The sequence below is a fragment of the Rouxiella sp. Mn2063 genome (genome assembly GCF_049319665.1).
Lineage (GTDB): Bacteria > Pseudomonadota > Gammaproteobacteria > Enterobacterales > Enterobacteriaceae > JBMOUD01.
Genome location: NZ_JBMOUD010000030.1, coordinates 1 through 18651, shown reverse-complemented (window position 1 = coordinate 18651; position 18651 = coordinate 1). Strand labels below are relative to the sequence as shown.

Annotated in this window: 29 protein-coding genes and 2 pseudogenes; 5 read left to right on the top strand and 26 right to left on the bottom strand. The window is 47.2% G+C overall.

The genetic code is table 11. The annotated features are described in order from the left end of the window. Nucleotides 1–21: 21 nt before the first annotated feature. The 3 genes and pseudogenes from ACL9RG_RS22375 to ACL9RG_RS22365 all read right to left on the bottom strand — a co-directional run. Nucleotides 22–693 (bottom strand): annotated as a pseudogene (locus ACL9RG_RS22375) (BRO-N domain-containing protein); the annotation flags it as partial. A gap of 82 nt (nt 694–775) precedes the next feature. Beyond that, nucleotides 776–1345 carry a BRO-N domain-containing protein gene (locus tag ACL9RG_RS22370; protein WP_422794856.1) on the bottom strand — a complete coding sequence of 190 codons (570 nt, stop codon included), beginning with the start codon at nt 1343–1345 and terminating at the stop codon, nt 776–778. A gap of 73 nt (nt 1346–1418) precedes the next feature. Beyond that, entirely contained in the window at nt 1419–1586 is a 168-nt protein-coding gene (locus tag ACL9RG_RS22365; protein WP_422794854.1) for an Arc family DNA-binding protein, read from the bottom strand. A gap of 125 nt (nt 1587–1711) precedes the next feature. Here ACL9RG_RS22365 and ACL9RG_RS22360 point away from each other — a divergent pair, with 125 nt between their 5' ends. Together ACL9RG_RS22360 and ACL9RG_RS22355 are read left to right on the top strand one after the other, a co-directional pair. Next, nucleotides 1712–2143, top strand: a complete 432-nt coding sequence (locus tag ACL9RG_RS22360) for an Arc family DNA-binding protein (RefSeq protein WP_422794853.1) — start codon at nt 1712–1714, stop codon at nt 2141–2143. Nucleotides 2144–2350: 207 nt separating this feature from the next. Further along, entirely contained in the window at nt 2351–2824 is a 474-nt protein-coding gene (locus tag ACL9RG_RS22355) for a hypothetical protein (protein WP_422794852.1), read from the top strand. A 35-nt stretch (nt 2825–2859) separates the two neighbouring features. Here the strand turns inward: ACL9RG_RS22355 and ACL9RG_RS22350 are convergent, their stop codons facing one another. The 15 genes from ACL9RG_RS22350 to ACL9RG_RS22280 form a co-directional block, all read right to left on the bottom strand. Further along, complete coding sequence (locus ACL9RG_RS22350; protein WP_422794851.1) at nt 2860–3294, bottom strand: type II toxin-antitoxin system YafO family toxin; 435 nt, start codon at nt 3292–3294, stop codon at nt 2860–2862. 14 nt (nt 3295–3308) lie between these two features. Further along, complete coding sequence (locus ACL9RG_RS22345) at nt 3309–3860, bottom strand: hypothetical protein (RefSeq protein ID WP_422794850.1); 552 nt, start codon at nt 3858–3860, stop codon at nt 3309–3311. Between the two features lie 189 nt (nt 3861–4049). Beyond that, nucleotides 4050–4724, bottom strand: a complete 675-nt coding sequence (locus ACL9RG_RS22340) for a DUF6246 family protein (protein ID WP_422794849.1) — start codon at nt 4722–4724, stop codon at nt 4050–4052. Between the two features lie 54 nt (nt 4725–4778). Next, a complete protein-coding gene (locus ACL9RG_RS22335) occupies nt 4779–5519 on the bottom strand; it encodes an Ig-like domain-containing protein (RefSeq protein ID WP_422794848.1) in 741 nt (246 codons plus the stop codon). A 17-nt stretch (nt 5520–5536) separates the two neighbouring features. Further along, on the bottom strand, nt 5537–5920 hold the full coding sequence (locus tag ACL9RG_RS22330; protein WP_422794847.1) for a phage tail termination protein: 384 nt from the start codon (nt 5918–5920) through the stop codon (nt 5537–5539). After that, nucleotides 5917–6285, bottom strand: coding sequence for an HK97 gp10 family phage protein (locus ACL9RG_RS22325; protein WP_422794846.1), 369 nt, complete (start codon nt 6283–6285; stop codon nt 5917–5919). Before ACL9RG_RS22325 ends, ACL9RG_RS22330 begins: the two co-directional genes overlap by 4 nt. 1 nt (nt 6286) lies before the next feature. Beyond that, entirely contained in the window at nt 6287–6634 is a 348-nt protein-coding gene (locus tag ACL9RG_RS22320) for a hypothetical protein (protein ID WP_422794845.1), read from the bottom strand. Nucleotides 6635–6731: 97 nt separating this feature from the next. Further along, nucleotides 6732–7109, bottom strand: coding sequence for a DUF7370 family protein (locus tag ACL9RG_RS22315; RefSeq protein WP_422794844.1), 378 nt, complete (start codon nt 7107–7109; stop codon nt 6732–6734). A 9-nt stretch (nt 7110–7118) separates the two neighbouring features. Then, the gene (locus ACL9RG_RS22310; protein ID WP_422794843.1) at nt 7119–8123 is read right to left on the bottom strand and encodes a phage coat protein; all 1005 of its coding nucleotides are present in this window, start codon (nt 8121–8123) and stop codon (nt 7119–7121) included. Between the two features lie 14 nt (nt 8124–8137). Continuing rightward, nucleotides 8138–8839 (bottom strand): hypothetical protein, encoded by a 702-nt coding sequence (locus tag ACL9RG_RS22305; protein WP_422794842.1) that lies wholly within the window; start codon nt 8837–8839, stop codon nt 8138–8140. Between the two features lie 100 nt (nt 8840–8939). After that, nucleotides 8940–9197, bottom strand: coding sequence for a hypothetical protein (locus tag ACL9RG_RS22300; protein WP_422794841.1), 258 nt, complete (start codon nt 9195–9197; stop codon nt 8940–8942). Between the two features lie 43 nt (nt 9198–9240). Further along, nucleotides 9241–10296, bottom strand: coding sequence for a phage head morphogenesis protein (locus ACL9RG_RS22295; protein ID WP_422794840.1), 1056 nt, complete (start codon nt 10294–10296; stop codon nt 9241–9243). 6 nt (nt 10297–10302) lie between these two features. After that, entirely contained in the window at nt 10303–11730 is a 1428-nt protein-coding gene (locus ACL9RG_RS22290) for a DUF4055 domain-containing protein (protein WP_422794839.1), read from the bottom strand. Between the two features lie 4 nt (nt 11731–11734). Continuing rightward, complete coding sequence (locus tag ACL9RG_RS22285; RefSeq protein WP_422794838.1) at nt 11735–13213, bottom strand: terminase; 1479 nt, start codon at nt 13211–13213, stop codon at nt 11735–11737. Beyond that, nucleotides 13213–13680 (bottom strand): hypothetical protein, encoded by a 468-nt coding sequence (locus ACL9RG_RS22280; RefSeq protein WP_422794837.1) that lies wholly within the window; start codon nt 13678–13680, stop codon nt 13213–13215. The genes ACL9RG_RS22285 and ACL9RG_RS22280 overlap by 1 nt, the downstream gene beginning before the upstream one ends. 216 nt (nt 13681–13896) lie before the next feature. Between ACL9RG_RS22280 and ACL9RG_RS22275 the strand changes: the two genes are divergently transcribed. Beyond that, a complete protein-coding gene (locus ACL9RG_RS22275; protein ID WP_422794836.1) occupies nt 13897–14355 on the top strand; it encodes a hypothetical protein in 459 nt (152 codons plus the stop codon). 3 nt (nt 14356–14358) lie between these two features. Here the strand turns inward: ACL9RG_RS22275 and ACL9RG_RS22270 are convergent. The 5 genes and pseudogenes from ACL9RG_RS22270 to ACL9RG_RS22250 form a co-directional block, all read right to left on the bottom strand. Then, nucleotides 14359–14466: pseudogene (locus tag ACL9RG_RS22270) on the bottom strand (ubiquitin carboxyl-hydrolase); the annotation flags it as partial. Nucleotides 14467–14592: 126 nt separating this feature from the next. Continuing rightward, nucleotides 14593–15129: a Rha family transcriptional regulator gene (locus tag ACL9RG_RS22265; RefSeq protein ID WP_422794835.1), complete on the bottom strand. Its 537-nt coding sequence runs from the start codon at nt 15127–15129 to the stop codon at nt 14593–14595. A gap of 297 nt (nt 15130–15426) precedes the next feature. Then, nucleotides 15427–15954: a lysis system i-spanin subunit Rz gene (locus tag ACL9RG_RS22260; protein WP_422794834.1), complete on the bottom strand. Its 528-nt coding sequence runs from the start codon at nt 15952–15954 to the stop codon at nt 15427–15429. Continuing rightward, nucleotides 15951–16388, bottom strand: coding sequence for a lysozyme (locus tag ACL9RG_RS22255; RefSeq protein ID WP_422794833.1), 438 nt, complete (start codon nt 16386–16388; stop codon nt 15951–15953). Before ACL9RG_RS22255 ends, ACL9RG_RS22260 begins: the two co-directional genes overlap by 4 nt. Then, nucleotides 16378–16716, bottom strand: coding sequence for a phage holin, lambda family (locus ACL9RG_RS22250; RefSeq protein WP_422794832.1), 339 nt, complete (start codon nt 16714–16716; stop codon nt 16378–16380). The genes ACL9RG_RS22255 and ACL9RG_RS22250 overlap by 11 nt, the downstream gene beginning before the upstream one ends. Nucleotides 16717–16995: 279 nt before the next feature. On the opposite strand from ACL9RG_RS22250, the gene ACL9RG_RS22245 reads away from it, so the two are divergent. Both ACL9RG_RS22245 and ACL9RG_RS22240 read left to right on the top strand, forming a co-directional pair. Beyond that, entirely contained in the window at nt 16996–17055 is a 60-nt protein-coding gene (locus tag ACL9RG_RS22245; protein WP_145512522.1) for a type I toxin-antitoxin system Ibs family toxin, read from the top strand. A 63-nt stretch (nt 17056–17118) separates the two neighbouring features. Next, nucleotides 17119–17307 carry a hypothetical protein gene (locus ACL9RG_RS22240; protein ID WP_422794831.1) on the top strand — a complete coding sequence of 63 codons (189 nt, stop codon included), beginning with the start codon at nt 17119–17121 and terminating at the stop codon, nt 17305–17307. A gap of 302 nt (nt 17308–17609) precedes the next feature. Here ACL9RG_RS22240 and ACL9RG_RS22235 read toward each other — a convergent pair whose 3' ends face one another. The 3 genes from ACL9RG_RS22235 to ACL9RG_RS22225 are packed head-to-tail and all read right to left on the bottom strand — an operon-like array spanning nt 17610 to nt 18624. Then, the gene (locus ACL9RG_RS22235; RefSeq protein WP_422794830.1) at nt 17610–18233 is read right to left on the bottom strand and encodes a hypothetical protein; all 624 of its coding nucleotides are present in this window, start codon (nt 18231–18233) and stop codon (nt 17610–17612) included. Continuing rightward, nucleotides 18230–18445, bottom strand: coding sequence for a hypothetical protein (locus ACL9RG_RS22230; protein ID WP_422794829.1), 216 nt, complete (start codon nt 18443–18445; stop codon nt 18230–18232). The genes ACL9RG_RS22235 and ACL9RG_RS22230 overlap by 4 nt, the downstream gene beginning before the upstream one ends. Further along, nucleotides 18445–18624 carry a hypothetical protein gene (locus ACL9RG_RS22225; protein ID WP_422794855.1) on the bottom strand — a complete coding sequence of 60 codons (180 nt, stop codon included), beginning with the start codon at nt 18622–18624 and terminating at the stop codon, nt 18445–18447. The genes ACL9RG_RS22230 and ACL9RG_RS22225 overlap by 1 nt, the downstream gene beginning before the upstream one ends. Nucleotides 18625–18651 lie beyond the last annotated feature (27 nt).

Sequence of the window (18651 nt, the reverse complement as noted above, 5' to 3'; positions counted from 1 at the left end):
CCTGAGTAAAACGGTGGATCAATATTGAACCGTTGGTGATGATGAAAAGTGGATCACTTTTAACCCGTTGTTGACAGCTGTGCAACCAAGCTGATCGGAAATGTCTCCAGCGGTGTAGTAACGCTCCTCCAGAACAGGCAGAGGAACCACTTCATGACCAAGCAGAGGATTAACCAGAGTAGCGACGATTACCTGATTGGCAGCGTCACCCAATCGCGGGAACATCGACATCAACTCACGAGCAGAGGCGATGTTCTTCTCGAGTGCTTGTGCTTTAAGTTGTTCTGCCTTGGCGCGGCGGTATTCAGGAAGGCCGGAAGATGGCTTTTCATTATTCACGCTATAGCTGCCACTCTCCATCAGAGCAGGGAGAACGTCTTCACATACCCAATCCTGAACGCGCTCAGCCGATGGAAGACTACTGCGCATAATTAGGCGGAACATGTCGGCCTGCCCTGCGAGAATGACACCTCTCGGGCGCGATCCAAAACCTGATTCCGACGATTCACCCGAATTAAGATTAATCAATGACTTGCAGTGTTGCTTAAGCGCCTTGTGTGGATCCGCATACCCCAAAGAGCGGGCCATTTCGACAGCCAGAAAAACAGGCTTGCCGTTATACTTAGCCGCGTCAATGCTTACAATTTGCTCATCACTTGACTTGAACTCAAAATGCTTGATAATTGATTTCATATGTTCTCCGAAAGTTCATATACCCATTGAATGCCAGCAGCCCACCTGCTGGTTTTTCTTTTTGCGCCATCCCATACGCCTATCAGTGAATCCCTCCATTCTTTGCATGCTGTGAAATACCGATTTTCAGTGAAGCAATATGGAACGACATATCACTCAAATGCTCGCTAATACTCCCACGATGCTTGTACTCCATTAGCTTAAGTGCATCTTCTAACCCACCTCGCCACATTTCTTTGATTGCACTCAGGTGAATATTTATGGCCTGAGTGTTGTACGCTGCTGATTCAAAGTTAAACGCCGGATGTACATTCCCCTGCGCCACTTCACGATCAAGAATGTCCAGCACCCAGCGGCGGAATTCTTTGGCAACATCAGTACGTGCAAACATTGCAATTAGGTGAGCACCTCGCAGAGAGAAAACACGAACCTTTTTGCGGTAGTTTCCTGAGGTCACTGATTCAATGACCTGAGTCATTCCGCTGGTAAACTCATCAGCATTCTGGTTGAAAAGGTTCGTTACTGACTTCGCGCTTTTGTACTGGAGTGCGTCAGCCAGCTCAGAAGATGTAAGCCAGATTCCCGTCAAGCCAGCCACTGGAACAATCGCTTTGCCTTGGAAGTTCAAATCTGATTTTGCTACAATGTTCATGTCGATATTTCCTGTGCGGTTATTTTCGATAGAGGCCCGGTTAGTGTTAGCGCACTTCCGGGCTTCGTTGTTTTCATGCTTGAGCATTTCTTTCACCAATCAGTCCGTATGCCTTTCTTAGTTGATAGATCAGCTCAGTGTTGAATTGACGGCACTCTTCTTCTCCGTTTCTTTCTATTGCCTGGCGAACATCCTCAGGAAAACGAACCTTACGCTGATACATATCTTTTGCTTTTTCCACGCTGCACTCCAATTATAGCCCCACCGTGAGGCACGAATGAAGTGTCACACCGTGCGTCATTGATGTCAACCCCACCGTGGGGCATAATTTACTAATTGTGAATTTTTATAGGTCATGCAACCAGAATGAGCAGAGAAGACCCACAGCTAAGAATCAGGCTTCCATTTGAATTAAAAGAAAAAATAGAAAACGCAGCTAGGGAAAATAGTCGCTCCATGAACGCTGAAATTGTTCATAGACTTGATTCGACCCTCCTAAAGAGCATGCCTAACGACGAATTAGTGTCAGCTCAAGATGCTATCCGTATAGCAACTAAAGCAAAGGAAGAGCTTTCAGAAACAATTTTCACGAGAACTTTCTCTGAAATTAATAAGAAAATCAGGATCGGACATACAACTTTCTGTATTGAACTTGACGATCTAGACCTTGAGGGAATTGAAGAGAAAGACTTTGAAGGTATTTTCCAGCTTACTTTCAAACGATTAAAAGAATTAGGTTACACGGTTCCAGATAGCTCATGGGATGTAGGTGGGTTTATTGTTGAGATTCCCCGATAACTCATCCAACTACCACCACAAAACAAAAATCCAACCCTGAGCGCAAATTGTTAAAGAGCAGTACTTCTTGATCACATGCTCTCAGGGATGAATAAAAATTGGTATCGAAAAGGGCCGCAAATCGATGTCCTTTTTGGGGTTGTTTTTTTGTTGGAAATGTCGTAGCGCTAGGACTGAATAGAAAAAGCCCACATGAGGTCGATCTCAATGAAATCACTGAGCAAGGAAGAAGTCGAAATCATCGATGCCAATTTCAAAAAGGCATCGGGCGACGAACTTTTGACTATCAAGAAATTAATTTCTGACGTTAAAAAACACAAAGGTCTATACCAAGATGTCGTTAGGAATGGATCAAACCTATACGCATCAAAGAATTGCATTATCGAAAAGACAGGACTTAGTGAGATCACATCTGGGACTCTAGCGAGGACGCTATGGTTTATCACGAAACCTGAATTGGAAGTTTCCCGCAGGTTAAAAATTGGAATCTCACAAGCTACATGGATCTTTCAGGAATGCCTATGTAAGTATCCTGACCACCGCAACCTCAGTGACAAGAAATACTCCATTCGCAAAGGAATGAGGGTTGGGTTTTTCAAGTACATTCATCCAGGCCAACTTGTGGGTTGTGGGTGTATGTCAACAGCCATTATCCCTTATCTAGATAAAAAGCCCACATGAGTGGGCCAGAAAGCAAAAACCCACCGGGCGGTGGGTTAGTTATTATCTACAAAGTGCTGAGCTACTCGACTTAGATAATTCATTACTCGATGATCTCTGGCGATGCCGTGAGCGTCAGGATTAAATATGGCAAGGAGAGAATATCTATCTTCATATAACACACCACGCACATATACTAAGCAAGCATCATTCTCAGGGTCACCATTTGCACATTTTCTGTCAGCCTGTGGTTTGTTTTTTGGAAACTCAGCCGGAGGAAGCTTTAGGTGGATGTGCATCATCCCGGACTTTCTAGCGCCTTCTGGCTGTGTATAGGCTACATCACATCCAAAATAACTTGGTAATTCATCCGTAGATTTGTATCTAATGAAGTCGTCTAGAATCGATTTTTCCAAGTCTGGAAACTTTGCAAATGTGGCGTCGAAGTAGTCGGCTTTGGTATGTTCATTGATGGAAACTTCAATAGCCAATTGACGCTACCTTCTTAATGAAATTGTTTAGTTGATAGCTTTTCACTTGTAGCTGAAGCCAGCTCCCTGAGCGCGTCAAAATTAATTTCACTTTCAAATGTTTTTGGCTGATGGCTCAATTGCTTGACGTAGCCATTAAGACGAGTCACAACAGAACGAGACCTAGCAATCAGGCGACCATAAGACTTCATCTCAGAGACGATGAAATCTGGCATTCCTTCCTTTTCAGACGCTGAATTTATTTCTATCTCAAATGCGCGCAGGAAAAACTCTGACGCTTGGGAGTTTTTTATGTCAGTCGCACTAAGAGCAATCCTAGCCTCATCTGCACTCATCTCAATAAGGTTGAAATAAAGATTATCCGCGTTTTCAGTGATATATTTCACTAGTGATTTGCCGATACTTAATTGTTCGGTAAACTCTGCCAGTTTCTCATGAGATAAACCATCAGCATCTGATCGATAAACGACAGGGGCTGGAGATTGAATGAAAGCCTCAGCCATAGCAGTAGGCTGAGCAAGAACCCCGCACACAGTCGCTAACGACATTATATTGACTTTATTCATAAAAACCTCGATCACCAAACCAACCATGAGCACTATTCAGCGCAACAATTACAGAAAAAACTGTATAACCGCAGTTATCATAGTTCCATTGAACCATCAGTACAACACCATTGGTAATAAATCATGCTGTCAGCACCTAATGTAACACTGATGCAGAAACATGCCGCAAAGCTGGAAGCCCCGAACGAGCTATGCCTCCTTATCCAGCTTCCGCTGCTTCTTCGCTAAATAGTCATCAGCAACGTTATCATACTCTTCTTTAGTGAATCCTTTTTGTTCTGGGTATTTAGCGTTGAGCAATAACTGAAACTCAGTCATCGAAAGTTGCTCAGCCTCTGAACGCGGCATGTTGAAGTGATTGCGAGCGGCGCTAATGTACTCGAAAGCGTTAAACTCGTTAACGTATGAGTTTGATTCATTGCGCTGTAGCTTGCGCACCTTAGCCTTGCCGATAATGCCATGCGTAATAAGAGACTGAGCGATAACAACGATGTCGTTAAGTGACATTGAGCCGGGAAGGTACGTGAATGCCTTTTTTCCCCTTTTGCTCGGCCTAAGCTCACCGATTAGTGGGGAAATATCATCATCGCAGCATGCCTGCATAACCCCCATCGCCGCGCTTATTGTTTTCTTGCTGAATTCAGGCGTTAAGACGATGCTTGCCAGCCACTCGGGAATAACCCCGTAGGCATCTATGGCGCGACTAAGTAAGTCAGATGACTCGCAACTGTGTAACTCTGCGAAATGCGCCACAATCTCTTTTGGATCGCCAATTCTAGACATGTTAGCGAAAGATGGCCGAAAGAAATAATCACGCTTATCGTCTGATATCAGTGCTTCGCCAATTTCTTTGATAGGGTTCATGTCAGCCTCAAATAGTTATCATCGCGGACACTCGATGAATGCCCGCTGTGATAATTACGCTGTTACTGTGATTGCACTGGTGCCGACTTTAGCGCCATCATTCGTTGTGAATGTGACGTTAGCTGCTCCTGCCGCAACGCGAGTAACCAAGCCGGTTGTGCTTACCGTTGCTTTAGAAGTGTCCGAGCTTTTCCATGTGCCGCCTTTATTTGTTGCGTTGGCGGGTGCCACATTGACCGTCAGTTGAACAGTTGAGCCAGCAGCGCCGCTAGATGTTGCTGGAGTTACCGTTACACCGGTTACTGGCACCACTTCTTCAGTGTCAGTGATTTCAATCGTGTCAGAATCAGCAACTTTGAATTCAGTTGAGAACGTAACGATGTCATTGCTGCCGCCGTCAGAACTCAGCGCGGTGATCACCATATAACCCTGGAATGTAACCGGGCCATACTCCATGCGCACCCAGATAGTTGGTTGGCGGCTGTTTTTCACTTCTTCGTTGTAATACTTGATGAACTTGGCAATACCAAACTGATCGAGCTTGTCGCGTTTACGGACCTCGCCCTCAAAACTAATAGTGAAGTCAGAGTTGGTGACGATATTCTCGACATAGCCGCGGGTGTCGTCAGCGTCCGAAGTCACAGTGTTCGGGCTAAAGTCGAAGCCCTTAGACGTGCCTGCGGCCAGGGCCAGCAAATCAGCTTCAGCCGGTGGCGCATCAGGACAGCCCAGCGCAACCTCAAGCACGACGGCGCGACCGAACAACTTACTGTTGTCAGTTGAACAACCTTGCATGTTAATACCTCTTTGTTTTACTCGCCGTACAGGCAAGCGAATTGAAGTCTAAAGACCAATCGGCCCTCAGTTGTTAGGACGGGGGCGGGAATGCCACCCATGTTTTCGATGTGGCCTATGCAGTCGTTAGGTATTGGATTTGATTGGATAAAGTCGATAATCCGCTGCGCGGCATCTTCTGCGGCCGTGTTGTCACCCTTGGCGCCGATCACATCAACAGTGACGTAATAATCAGATCCCAAGTCATTTCGTATAGCAGAGCCGCCAGACGGCCTGAACACAATGAACCCATCTGTTAGCTTTCCTGTATCAGTCCACAGCAGGCGCTGAACAATAAAACCGGCCGTTAGCCCGGAACTGATCATCAAGTCTCGAACTCGGAGATACATAGCTGGCGTCATAACTGCATCTCCTTCTTAATAACCGCATCTCGCTGCTCGCTTGTATCCTCAAATCCCTTAGTTAAGAACTCTTTCTGAGCTGTTGGCCTGCGGAAATTCTGCTTAACAGCCGGGTCGTGAACGAACACAGCATAATTAGCAGAATAACCAACACGCCCGGTTATTCTTGTGCCATTTACTGAAACATCTCGAAACTGCGAATTAATAAGAGTTGATGTGTCTATTGGTGTGTAAATTGCCGCTTGCGATCCGCCGATTAGCAATACAGAGTGAATGGCTCGCATTGCTTTGCGTCCGACGATATCGCCAACAATACTATTTAGCTTTGCTTGAGCCTGTCGAATGCCTCTTGCTTTCACTCCCATGCTAAACCCCTGTAATTATCGCGTAGTCGTCTGCAATGCGGTCGAATGTGTCAGCGTATCGAATGACGTGCATTACCTCGTCAGCGCCAGCCTCGACGGGGTCAGGGTTATCCGATGGGCCAATTAGGATGTAATCACCCTTCTCGGCATCAGCGAACTCAGTCCAGAAAGTGTTCTTGATGTTGATTTCCACACCAATCGAACCAAGTCGTGCAGTAGTATCACCGCCGTAGTCGCAGAGGATTTGAACCGGTGCCGCATAACCTAGCGGGTCGCCGTTCTCTCCAATCCCTTGTTGCTTCCAGAAAGTGGCAACTCCGCTATACGACCAATTTGCAGTTGCACTCATGATAGGTATTCCTCATACTGATCTGGGCAGCCTGGGCATTTTGGACATGTCTCGCAATCTGGATTTTCTTCCTTCTGCTCGTTTTCTTCTGCCATTCCTACCCTCTCACAACTTTGAACTGGACGACACCACCACCGCTATCTATTGGAAGAGAGTCAGTGCAACCTGACACATCCAATTTCAACAATGCAGAGCGCAGAGAAGCCCTGCCATCGTCGAAATATTTAAATGACCGGGATGCGCCAGAAGGCGAGGATTGTGATGCAATTTTCCGAACATCGGACGAGGCAAGCATTAGTACGACTGCATAAACCTTTATCAATAACTGGTCGCAATCGTCATAGCCCGCCCCGTCCAGACAGGCATCAATCGAATTAACCTTACTCAGATAGGCGTCAATGATGAAATCAGGAGCCTCATAGCCAAGCGCAGATAACTGCTGTTTAACCTGCGCTGCCGTTATCTGCATTGCCATGACCGCCCCTTACTCTTTAGCTGCCTTTCCCTGTGGTGGAGGCGTTGCAGTGCCACTAAGTACCGCCGCAAAAGGAACTTGCTTGCGGTCAAACACTCGAGACCAGTTAGCAGCATCAGCCATGTTTGTATAGCTTGGTGTTTTGCTCGGATCACCCTCACCCTTCCAGCTAAATCCGGCCGGTTGAATAATGTAAGTGTTTCGCTCCCACAGCACTTCGGCACCACCGCCATTACCACCATCAGCCTTGCGCTGAAGTTCAACTGGAGTGTGCGGGCTACCCATGCCGTAACCAAACGCACCAGAGCCGAAGAACACCGACAGGTAGCGCCCATCAGCCGCTTTCAGACTGTCATCCATAAAGATTGGCTTGCCAAGATAAGTGCGGAGGATAATTTGCCCGGTAGAATCTCGCAGGTATTCGATTAGGTCTTGCTCGGCCATCTGCTTCATAACAACGGAATGAACACCCAAGGCCGAGAATCCATCAGCCGCATCGCCTGCTGTATATGCTGCATCAATGAAGTTTTGAGCCTTGATGCTACCGCTTTGCTCGATAACCATATCGCCGTTGTTGTTGGCGATGTTCGATGCAATGATGCCGCGAGAAGCGCCAATCAAGTAGCGTTGCCACTGGCGAGTCCAGTATGTGCCGAAACGGTTACGAATCTGAGTCATTGGGTCGCTATTTGCCAGTTCTGACGCCAAGTCAGCAACACCATAACCTTTGTTAAGGTACAGGGTTCGAGCTGTCATGCTTCCTTGGGTTGCTTTGCCAACCGCGCCAATTTGGTCAGGGTCATCGGTAGATGCGTTTGGTGCCTCATCTGCGTCCAAATCCTGCCAGTAGCTAATTGTTGCCGTGCCCTGTCCGTTTTTAGCGATCTCATCAAGTGCAGGAAGGCGAGTGATAATGCCAGAATTATAAACAGCGGTTTTTTCCGGGCTGTTTACCGGTGCGATGGTTTGGTAATAATCGCTGATAAAAATGTCAGTAAGACGTGTAGATGCCATGCGGCGTTACCTCTTTATTGATTTTGAGTTGCTTGGAGGCGTTTGAATTCCTCGGGATTTTCTCTGAATAGCTGGATACGTTCAGCTTCGGAGTAGTCACTCCATTTTTTGCCGCCGCCGCTGGCGAAGGGCTGGCTGCCGATACCACCAGTACCGGAAGCCTTGCTACCAATAACAACTGGCGCAAAAAGCTTGTTGTTACGGAATTCTTTTTCTAGGTCTTCAAGAGTTGCCGCCGATGGCTTGCCCTCCGCGTCAATAACCCTCGTTTTCCCATCCTCAACAATGAGTCTCGTTTTGATATGTGGAGTGATAATTTCCGCGCCATCTCCAGCTAATTTTGTTGCCAGAGACTGAGCTACGTTATCTACCAAGAGGGTTTGAAGCCGCTTTTCATGCCCGCTAATTGTCGATAGCAATTCGTTTTCACGGGCCGTTAGCTTTTCTTGCCAGCTTTTCTCCAGTGACTCGATATCACCACTTTTACGGGCCTGTTCTTCTGCTGCTTTCTTTGCTGCCTCTTCTGCAGTCCGGCGCTTCTCTTGCTCGGCTTTCTTCTCGCCTAACAGCTCATCAACCTTTTTGCTCAGGCCGCTAACATCTGGCAAGCCGTCAATAGCCAGTTGGTATCCATCGCCACTTTCTGAGTACAGCGTTTTTTGCTCATCTGTTAGCGCGTCAAATTCTTCTTTGGTGACTTTAAATTTAATGGTCATCTATAACCTCGGGTTAGATGTTGCGACCTCAGATCGCAGGCAATAAAAAACCCCGCACTATGGCGGGGTCAGAGTTAAATACTATTAATAGTTCAATAATTTATGGGTACTTGATGGTTATCGTCACTATACCTTTGTCACCTGTAATCAGGCTTGTATCGCAGCCGAGCTCATACCATCCTTTCCCCACACCATGCTCTAATAGATTTGCAATCCCGTGCTCTTGCAGGGAAAGATATTTATCAAGACCGTATTTTTCTTTGATAAAAGGTATAAGCCTTTCAAAATCCACCGTATAGCTGTCAGATGAATCCAGAATAATTTCATGCAGAAGGTTTTCTGCGTCTACTTGCTTCATAATGGCTCCATGGCTATCTCCATTCCCACTAGAAGTAACACAATTATTTCAACCCTGCTCGCTCAAATGCATCTGGCGCGGCCTTCTTCATGTCATCGAGAGTCATCGGCTTAAAGTTTTTATGAAGTTGCAACTTAGCGAACTGCTCAGGCGTTAGTCCGCCATCACGGAACAACTTCCCTCGAGTTGGCCCAAGAATGATGTCCTGACGCTTTGCTGATTGTCGATCAAGCCACTGGTAATAGGTTTCCTCACCATAGACTGAATCACCCGGAGCATCTTGTTTCATCATTGCGCGGAAGCGTTTATTTATCACCGGTAGCATTCTAGAACGGCAGCGGATATGCAGCGGTGGCCTTGGCCCCTTTCCGACAGGGTAAGTGGTACCATCCAGAGATCGGCAAAGCATTGATGTTTTGTTGTCTAATATCGCCGCGAACTCTTCCTCGTCAACGATATCTTGGTTTTCCATGTAAAACTCAACAGCAGACATGCTATGCGCATGCTGTAACGATGTTTTAGCTATCGCGTCATAGTCGAGCACCATCTTACCGATAAGGGCACCAGCGCCATAATTAGACGCACTGCCGTTGATTGACTCTTGCAGATCGCTAACGGTGCCATTACTAGCAAATACCCTGGCAACTTCATTAGTTGCTTGAGTGGCAGCCATTACACCCCATGCATCAATGAAATCCGGCAGGTATAGCGGGCCATTCCAGTTTTTTAACGACATCGGATTGTTGCGCAGTGACTTCATGAGTGAGTCATAGCCTGCCTTTTTGACAATGTCGTCGCCAAAAACTTGGACAAAGCTCATGTATTCAAGCTCCGCAAGCTGTAGAGACGCCCTTTCAGCTGAATCCATTAAAAGAGCCACATGCTTATCAAGCACCGGCTTTAACTCTCTTTTCAATGCCCTTGCAATGGCATCAGCTCGGCTTTTTGATGTGATGGGGCCCGAGAAATCAGCCAAAGCGGCAGCAACCGCCCGGCGAATCTCTATACCTATTTCCCTACTTTCGGCAGACTGGCCCGCCTTTAACCTTTCGAGCATGGACTGAACCATGACAGCATTATCAAAAATAGAGTCCGCCACGGATTATCACTCCTGCATTCGACTTTGCTGAACGCTCATTATTGCGGCGTTTAATCCGCCTGGCTGTTGCATATCCAATTCGTCCAGAATGTCTTCTGGCTTATCTGCAGCAGGAACAAGGCCAATGCGTTGCTGATATCGAATGAAATCGATCTTACGCATGTTGCCAGACTGTACGGCACCCATTAATGCAGTGATGGCTGGGGAATCAAGACTTGCTATGTCGTATTGCTTATTAAGCTCGACACTGCCCGCGCCGCCGCCTGCAAAGTCAGATGCAAACTTTAGCGCCCTATTGATCGCTTGCTCTACGTTCCCGGCACAAAGCGAAAGGATTGAGTTATCAGTTTGTGCCTCATCCCCGGCCTGTGTTGCCGTTCTGGCAGAGGTATTTCTCTCTACGAGTTTAGCCCCAAGCATTGCGAGTTGCTTTTCTCGGCGCTCGGCAACCGTCACCACCAGGTTCCTATCTTCCGGCTGTGCAAATTTGAGGTCTGCACCTTTTGGCAAGGATAAACCACTACGAGATCCAACGATGAAGCCGTTGGGGAGAAAATCTTTCGCCCATTGCTGGTCTAATCCTGTAACCGCAACCATTGGCTGTCCTACCGTGTGCGCAGACTCGGCTATATCAGCCTCGGCTTGATAATGCTTGATGTTCGTATATGCGATATCAGCAAGTGGTGGTGCGTCTGGCGTGTGATCATTGTTAGCTGAACCAATCCAAGCCCATGGTAATTCACGAAGCGGCATGCCCGCTGAGTCCGCTAGCTCTCGCATCAGACCAAATGAAATTCCATCGCCACCCGAATCAGTCCAAAGGCGAGAATATGCCTTGCCATCAATCAGCCTCAGCTCAATCCAGAAATTATTTAACGTAATCTCAAAGCTTTCCGGGTCATCTCTTGGCTCGACATAATGAATGACTATTAGCGATGTTTTACCCTTTGTGACTCGCCAGTTAATTATCTGCTTGGCAGTGAATAGGCGAAGGACGGGGCGTCCTTTACTGGCCTCTGTCTGAATGCCGGATGAGGTGTAATCAGTTAGCAATCCAGCCCTGCCGCGCTGCAATGTTTGGCTAAGCGCATCCCTTATCAACTGAGTTAACGGCTGGCCTTCCCCATCAGCGTCAGAAGATAGCTCTTCAATTTCACCATCAAGCTCAATCTTTGGCGCTTTACTAAACGCAATTCCCACCAGGCTAATTAGCGTCCTGCCGGTCGCATTGATAAATGCAGCGCGATTCAAATAATCCGTGTATCGCTTACCGTCCGGGTCATCCTTTAGCGGGTCAGGACTAGGGTTTGGTAGGTATATGCCTTTTTTTTGCTTAATCTTTCGCTCACCATCAACACAGTCACCAATCATCACCCACTCGGGCAAGAACTCAGTGTATGCCGGGTGGCGATAGTCAATGTTTTGGTCTGCCATGTGATTACCATGTGAAAGTTAGATCGGTTGCGGCCTTCTTGCCTGATTTAGCTATGGCGAAATATCTGAATCCATCAGATCCGTGCGATGTATGATCATGAAGTGGCTTATCTTTCCAACACCCGCGCTTGTCATCCCACTCTTTTCGGTATCCCTCTAAGTGCGATATCCCTTCCTCGCACTTAGACTGATCGAATACGCATCTGAGAAGTATTTCACGCACGGACTCAATGCCAGTATCCACGTTAGCTTTAGGCACTACATAGAAATTCAACGAGTAAATCTTTCCGTCAATTTCGTAGCCTTCTGCTGCAAGTTCGCGGCGTGATTTCGCATCAGAACCAAACTCGCGGTTCTCAATGTCATGCGGGCCCCAGTGTTCTCCGTACTCATAGCCCCGGTCTTTTAGCACCTTCATGTAGTGCCTTAATCCCTCGCCTGAGTTTTCGTAGTAGTCGATGATGTGGAACTCTTCGCCAATTTCTCGCACGAACCAGATAGCCGTTGAATCACTCACGCCGATATCCCAGAATGTGTGAACCAACTGATGCGAGTTATCAGGCAGGGTGCCAATGCGTTTATTGGTGTAGAGCCAGCGGAACTGTTTAGCGTAGTAAGCGCCCTCGACAGACTGCTGGAATGCCTCTGCGGGGATAGTTGGATATTCCCGCTTCATATCATCGCCAAGGGTCTTCTCTTTGGCGTAATACCATGCTTTCTGGCGCTCGTTGAGAGTTACGCCATGCTTGGCTTCCATCTCGGCGAAGTAATCAACCAGGCGCTCTGGAAGAGGCTCTACCGGGTCAATTGCGTACTGCGGGTTTCTCCACCAAGTGAAGAAGAAGAACTTCCAATCGAGGTTAGAGAGCTGCTTACCTTGGAGTTTCGCTTTCTCAGCCGTCTGGCAGTAATCGAAGAAGTAACCCGCCCGGCCTTCTGCCGTACTCTCGATGGTAGTGAAGCAATCCGTAGATACCGCCTCAAACGCACCAGTAACAATCTCACGCGCTTTATCTGGATACTTAGCGCATATCTTGCCGAACTCGGAAACGTGCAGGTAACGCAACGTGCCGCCACGAAATGAGGTGCTGACGTACAGTGATCCGCCCTTCTTGAAAACTAGCTCTCCAGCTGAGTCATTGCTCGCAGGGTTAGCAGCTCTTATTTCTACAGGAAGCCGGTCATAGGCATACTTTACCTTTTCTCGGAATAGTCGCCTTGCATCGTTAAGCGTGTGGGCAATCAAAGCGCACTTAGCAGACTCGAACAGAGCAGCGTCCAACTGAATGATGCAAACCTCGGTTGTGAAACCTAGCTGTCGAGCCTTAAGAATGATGTTTCGGGTGTGGATTCCCTCGAAGTATTCGCGCTGCTCAGGTGTCATCTTGAAGCGAACAGGCTTGCCTTCTTTGTCGGTGATCCAATACAGATTGTTCAGCCGCCAGTCTTTATTAGCCAGCAGCTTGAGGTGCTCAGGTTTCATTACGCCCCCTGAGACAATGAATCCATTAGGTCAGAGATGCCATCGACTGACTTATTGCCTTCCTCGGTATCGAGGTTGTAGGCTTTTCGCTCTGCGGTAATCACTTTGATTTGAGCATCGACGCCAGCGGCGATAGTGCGAGCCATTGAGGCGTGGTTCTCTGTAGTAATGTCCGTGTCTTCAACGAACTCTCGGAGCTTATTCGTAATCTCTCGCCAGCCCCTCAATCCGTCGCGGTGGCTTAATACCAGCTGCGCAGTTTCATCAGAGGCTTCGTCGATAATCTCTTCATCGGTTCGCGAACCTTCCTGCGAACCACTATTGCGAACCTCTGTGCGAACAAGCTTTAGCTTGGTGGCTGTCTTTACCTTTTCGGTAAGGTCACGCTGCCAGTTATGAAGCGTTGCTCTCTTGCGGATTGCGGTGTCACTTACACCATGCTTTTCTGCAATAGCTCGAATGGACAAGGAACCAGCTCGGTATGCCGATTCGATGGCCTCCCAATCTGGTTTGGTCATTTGCTTACCCTTTTTACTAAAGTTAAATTTCTTGTTGCCGTTAATTGCTAGGTGGCAGATTAATTGCCACTCACATTGATGAGGCACTCACATTGATGAGGCACTCACAACAGAAGATTTCTTCTTTGTCGGTGAATGCCATCTAATAAATCTCAGGAGTAAAATTTGAATTTGGATGATTTTTGCCAGCATAAATACCAACAGGGCAATCGAGAATTTTACAATGGGTTGATTGCAACACCATCCACTATAGCAGGCATGATTAATTGCGTTTACGGCGCGTTTAGTACATTTTTCACTGATCGCAGAGCATTCCCTGACGCTAAAAAATTACTGATGATGCCCGTGTCAAATGGAGGAATGTTTAACAAGGAGAACATGGCAGATTTGATAGCCCTTGTTTTTGATGTAGTCACTGAGAGAAACCGTAACCCAAAACTTTGGGGAAATCACGGGGATATTACCGCCGAAATAACACATACTTTCAATGTGCTTTTTCATGGAAAAATGGCTGCTTCCCATTCAGATGGTATAGGCGCCATTGGTAAAATGGGCAATGATTATCAAGAAGCTAAAAATATTTTAGAAGAAGAGCTTAAATCTCCATTCCAGGATCTCTTTTAGGCACTCGCACACCTTGCGCAGATTTTCACCATCAGCAAGCAGTGAACATATGTCTGCAGCCACCTCTGGTAGATAATCAGAAGGGCGGCCAGTTTTCTTTTTGGTCGCCATTTAGAACATTCCTCTATGCCACGAAATATCAGCCCGTGATTGAGCGCCACCTTCGCACTATGAAACCTACATAAAATTCTGTGAAGCGCCATTATGGTGACGCTTGGCAGAGTTTTATAAAATCAATCAAGACGGCAAGCCTGGAATGTTTATTTGCGACTTCTGTTCTATCCGCTCAATTTGAGCAAGTAACTGTGGTTTCTTAACTCGACCCCAGCGGCTTAGCAATCGACCAGACATGCTGGCAACGTCTTTTTCTTTCATATATTCGAGCATTACAGCGTTGCGCTCAGCCTCGTGACTCTGGCTGTATTTTCTCAGCTCAGCAGTCATCCAGTTAAAGGCATTAATGTAAGCCTCTTTGATGGTTGCGGCTTTGGCACCGTTAAACCCCATTACGAGCATCACGAATCCGCTAAAGTCCATCCGATAATACTTCTGCTTTTTATCGAATATCCCTAACTCATTGATTTTCTCGGAAACCCAAAAGTGGGCCTTCGAGAATTCAGCTGAGCATTGAATTCCTTCAAGCGCTCGGATGACATGCTGATGACGCTTACCAAATGCCTTTGCGATCTGGAATGTATCCGTTACCGGTTCGCCATCAGATGCGGAGATGAGTTGGCGAAAATCAATCGCCTCTACTTTTTCTATTTGAGTCATTGCGTTTACCTTTTAGAAAGCGAGCCTGTTCGCACAGAAAAGCCGCCCGAGAGAGGTCGCCACCTATAACGGCAATTCTCAGGCTCAGCTTTCTGAAAGACTCTCGTTGAGATGCGCTGCGATGCGCGGAGATTTACTACAGACGAAAAAAAGCCCCGGACTATGCCGAGGCTGTGGAATAAATCATTATCAGAGCCACACATGATGGCTCTTGTGATGACCTATCAGGATGCCTGAGCCTGTCGCTGCGCGTCCTCGATTTCTTTCATTTGCTCGTCGTATTGCTGTTGGTAGTTCTTACTTGGGAATGTTGCCATTTTTAGCTTCCTCTATCGTCTTTACGTAGCCTTGCAAATACTCAAGCTTGGCTTGGTCTGAAATTATTCCGGATCGGATATCGAGAATGTTTTGTCCAGCAGTTCGAGTGAGTTCGACTTGGGTTGCATTGCCCAAGCTGCCGGTGCCGCTAGTTGTGGCCTTACTGAGCTGACAGGTTGCAAGATCTGCTGTGGCCATGCGCACCCGGCGAGAGCCAGCGGCAACATCATCGGCAAGCTTTTGATTATTTGCGAGAGCATTTGATAGTTCCGATGTGTGTTTATCGTCGAGCGCTGCAATTAATGAGTTAGCCTTGTTTGCTCGTTCATTGGCTTCTGATAAATCAACTAGCGCCTTATCGCTTATCTTCTTTAGCGATTCGTCGTGAGCAAGATTAATGGCCGATACGTCAGCCTCCCAACGGAGCGATTGAACGGCGAAAGCAATTGATGCCCCACCAAAGAAAGCTAGGACATAAAGAATCACAGTTGGGCTTAGCTTTATCATGATAGAAACAACGCTCTTTCGCGCTTGCGGCGAGGGAGAAGAATATCCAGGTCGTTACCGGCTTTCTTCCACATCAAAAAAGCATCAGCAGAACCGGCATAATCTTTTGCGTTAAGCTTTCGCAACACAGTAGAGCTATTGAATGCAGAAGCTCCGATGTTGAATATCAGACTGCACAGTGCGTCATACTGATTTTGATTCAGCGGAGCTTTGACAGAAACAGCGATGGTTTTTTCTACCCACGCCAAGTCTGAGCGTAGCAGTTCGCTAGACTTATCTTTAGAGATAGCCATTCCGATTGCTACAGGCTTGCCATCAACTGAGCCAGTGTGACCGACGCCGATTGTCGGAATGCCGCGAGAATCAAGGTAAGCAGAAAGCCTTTCGCCCTCTTCAACCTTTAACTTGTTAATGCCGTTCTGGCTAATTTGCATCTGGCGACCCCGTATTTGTCTTGCTGCCAATTACGCGACGAAGCAAACCGCCGAAATAGTCAGTGCCCAAGTAACCGATAAACACACTCGCGATATAGCCCAAGTCTGTTTTCAGGCCCACGAAGTCCAGCAGGTCACGGACAAACCAGGCGATCATTGCGCACATGATGGCGTCGATAACTGTTCGCCAGAACTTGCCGCCGTTGTACCGGCCTCTCAGATAGGCCATTGTGGCCGCCAGTAGAGCACCAACACCCTGCTCTTTGACTGATAGCAGCCATAAAATTATTTGCGCCCAGATGTCGGGCTGTTTATCGGGCATACGCATATCTCTCACCTCCCAATGAATGGGCTGTGTCGCTGTAGTCAAATGGGTAGAGCCGCCGCCACATGGAGAAATGGTTTAAGGGTCGCTGATTGGCGTGGCTCAAAATTTTGGCAATAAAAAAGGCCCAACGAAGTGGGCCTTAAAAGGTTGATTATTTTCTATATAACACTAAAAACATCTTGCCTAAATATATAGGTTAACCTATAATTAATTCCATCAGCAAGACGTTGAAACGGGAAAGGCCCCTACCGAAGCAGAGGCCAATATGAGGAAAGGGTTATGATGAAATTAATCATCATTCTGATTGTTCTCTTAGTGATTAGCCTGCCAGCTTACTAAGACAGTCAGAAAGGGAGGGGGAAACCCCTCTCTACCCTAACCCCAATAATTTAGGATTAATTTATGGCTAAGTCAATTACCGACATTCAGAAGAAAAGCGATGAAAAGCGCGGCGTGAAGGTTAAAGGAATCAAGCTCCACGTCGATACAATAGAGCTTCTTGAGCGCCTTTCTAATGAGTCCGGTGAATCTCAGGCGGCTATAGTCACAAAGGCTTTAAACATGCTGGCTGAAAGTCTCGGTAAGAAATGAAAACGCCTTGGGTAGACAGAGGGATTTGCTACCCAGCCTTGTTCTTCCGCATTTATCGACACTAGTGAAATCACTTAGCTCTAAAATCAATAAGCCCTCACATCTCTGCAAGGGCTTATTATCCTGACCTCTCAGCCAGCTTGATTGGAGTTCCAGCCTTTCGGCGAAGTTACCAATTCGGCAGCTTCAGTAAGTCAGGGGCTGCCGCCTTTTTCCTGACTCACCGCTCAGTTCGCTTTACTTCCCGAGCATATGACAAATCTACATGCATTCATGCCCTTTTGTTTTAGCTATTCGTGCTATTAAGCCGCCAGTGGTAGATTTTCTTTCTCCATCTGGCGCTTAACAGCATAAAACATTTCTCCTTCAAGGATATCTAACGCCCATTCAATTCTATTCCTGGCCTCTTTCGTGCTTATACCCGTGAAGTAAATTAGCGACTTGATCATGTTTTGCGAGCTCTTGCGTTTGCAGTATCTTAATCTGGCTACAGAGCGGATCGGGTTGTTTCTTCCGAACGTTTTAACCAGCACCGATTCCATAAAGGCAGCATCATCTGATTCTTTGGCGAGAGCGATGATGTTACCTGCTGCTGATTGAGGAATTAGCAAATCACGCGCTTTCCGGTGTAACTCTTCCCCTCTGTAGCCCTCACAGTGCAATTCTGTGACGACCTTCTCTATCTGCTTGGCTTTCTGCTCGTTCCACTCACTACGCATCATGAGGCGGCCAATGACGTTGATTTCTCCCCGTTCGAACTCCTCACCACCAAGATGATCACCCCACACTGTCATTAAGTGGCGAATCCATCCCTGCTGAGAGTGGTTAATGGTTTTCCATCCGTTGCCAAATAGCCTGCGCATATCTGAAGCGCTACGAACGCCAGCCAGAGTTACAAGCAATTCATAATCACGCTCTATCTTCATACAGCCACCCCGTCAGTGTTAACAGTGCCGAAATTTCTCGTCGAATACATAACGCTGTTGACCGCCCGGTCTTCTCGCACGACTTCTAGTCGATTGCGAAACTGAGTAACGACATAGTGAACCGGCCAATATTTGCCGTGGATATGCTTCAGTAGCGCTTCATCTCGCTTTGCTTTAGCGAGTTCGATAGCTGATTTGATATCAGTTAGCATTAAGCGACCTCCGGGCCTGTTGGCTTGTTTGTACCCAAGCGATTAACCAGCTCGCGCTCACGCTCGTTGACAACCTCAAGCGTTCGATAAAGCTGTTCCGCCCATTCCCTCATTCGTCGTAACTCTGCCTCGTCTCGCTCTCTCTGCTGCTTTGCTTGATTGATGCTGATTACTGTCATGCTGCCTCCGAGGTTTGCTTTAATGCC

Excerpts from the sequence above, each read along its gene's own strand:
- ACL9RG_RS22230 (WP_422794829.1), bottom strand. The coding sequence starts at position 18,445 with ATGCTAACTGATATCAAATCAGCTATCGAACTCGCTAAAGCAAAGCGA.
- ACL9RG_RS22285 (WP_422794838.1), bottom strand. The coding sequence starts at position 13,213 with ATGAAACCTGAGCACCTCAAGCTGCTGGCTAATAAAGACTGGCGGCTG.
- ACL9RG_RS22265 (WP_422794835.1), bottom strand. The coding sequence starts at position 15,129 with ATGACTCAAATAGAAAAAGTAGAGGCGATTGATTTTCGCCAACTCATC.
- ACL9RG_RS22330 (WP_422794847.1), bottom strand. The coding sequence starts at position 5,920 with ATGACGCCAGCTATGTATCTCCGAGTTCGAGACTTGATGATCAGTTCC.
- ACL9RG_RS22325 (WP_422794846.1), bottom strand. The coding sequence starts at position 6,285 with ATGGGAGTGAAAGCAAGAGGCATTCGACAGGCTCAAGCAAAGCTAAAT.
- ACL9RG_RS22370 (WP_422794856.1), bottom strand. The coding sequence starts at position 1,345 with ATGAACATTGTAGCAAAATCAGATTTGAACTTCCAAGGCAAAGCGATT.
- ACL9RG_RS22335 (WP_422794848.1), bottom strand. The coding sequence starts at position 5,519 with ATGCAAGGTTGTTCAACTGACAACAGTAAGTTGTTCGGTCGCGCCGTC.
- ACL9RG_RS22320 (WP_422794845.1), bottom strand. The coding sequence starts at position 6,634 with ATGAGTGCAACTGCAAATTGGTCGTATAGCGGAGTTGCCACTTTCTGG.
- ACL9RG_RS22305 (WP_422794842.1), bottom strand. The coding sequence starts at position 8,839 with ATGACCATTAAATTTAAAGTCACCAAAGAAGAATTTGACGCGCTAACA.
- ACL9RG_RS22340 (WP_422794849.1), bottom strand. The coding sequence starts at position 4,724 with ATGAACCCTATCAAAGAAATTGGCGAAGCACTGATATCAGACGATAAG.
- ACL9RG_RS22250 (WP_422794832.1), bottom strand. The coding sequence starts at position 16,716 with ATGCGTATGCCCGATAAACAGCCCGACATCTGGGCGCAAATAATTTTA.
- ACL9RG_RS22360 (WP_422794853.1), top strand. The coding sequence starts at position 1,712 with ATGAGCAGAGAAGACCCACAGCTAAGAATCAGGCTTCCATTTGAATTA.
- ACL9RG_RS22260 (WP_422794834.1), bottom strand. The coding sequence starts at position 15,954 with ATGATAAAGCTAAGCCCAACTGTGATTCTTTATGTCCTAGCTTTCTTT.
- ACL9RG_RS22240 (WP_422794831.1), top strand. The coding sequence starts at position 17,119 with ATGGCTAAGTCAATTACCGACATTCAGAAGAAAAGCGATGAAAAGCGC.
- ACL9RG_RS22225 (WP_422794855.1), bottom strand. The coding sequence starts at position 18,624 with ATGACAGTAATCAGCATCAATCAAGCAAAGCAGCAGAGAGAGCGAGAC.
- ACL9RG_RS22235 (WP_422794830.1), bottom strand. The coding sequence starts at position 18,233 with ATGAAGATAGAGCGTGATTATGAATTGCTTGTAACTCTGGCTGGCGTT.
- ACL9RG_RS22255 (WP_422794833.1), bottom strand. The coding sequence starts at position 16,388 with ATGCAAATTAGCCAGAACGGCATTAACAAGTTAAAGGTTGAAGAGGGC.
- ACL9RG_RS22310 (WP_422794843.1), bottom strand. The coding sequence starts at position 8,123 with ATGGCATCTACACGTCTTACTGACATTTTTATCAGCGATTATTACCAA.
- ACL9RG_RS22355 (WP_422794852.1), top strand. The coding sequence starts at position 2,351 with ATGAAATCACTGAGCAAGGAAGAAGTCGAAATCATCGATGCCAATTTC.
- ACL9RG_RS22290 (WP_422794839.1), bottom strand. The coding sequence starts at position 11,730 with ATGGCAGACCAAAACATTGACTATCGCCACCCGGCATACACTGAGTTC.
- ACL9RG_RS22300 (WP_422794841.1), bottom strand. The coding sequence starts at position 9,197 with ATGAAGCAAGTAGACGCAGAAAACCTTCTGCATGAAATTATTCTGGAT.
- ACL9RG_RS22315 (WP_422794844.1), bottom strand. The coding sequence starts at position 7,109 with ATGGCAATGCAGATAACGGCAGCGCAGGTTAAACAGCAGTTATCTGCG.
- ACL9RG_RS22345 (WP_422794850.1), bottom strand. The coding sequence starts at position 3,860 with ATGAATAAAGTCAATATAATGTCGTTAGCGACTGTGTGCGGGGTTCTT.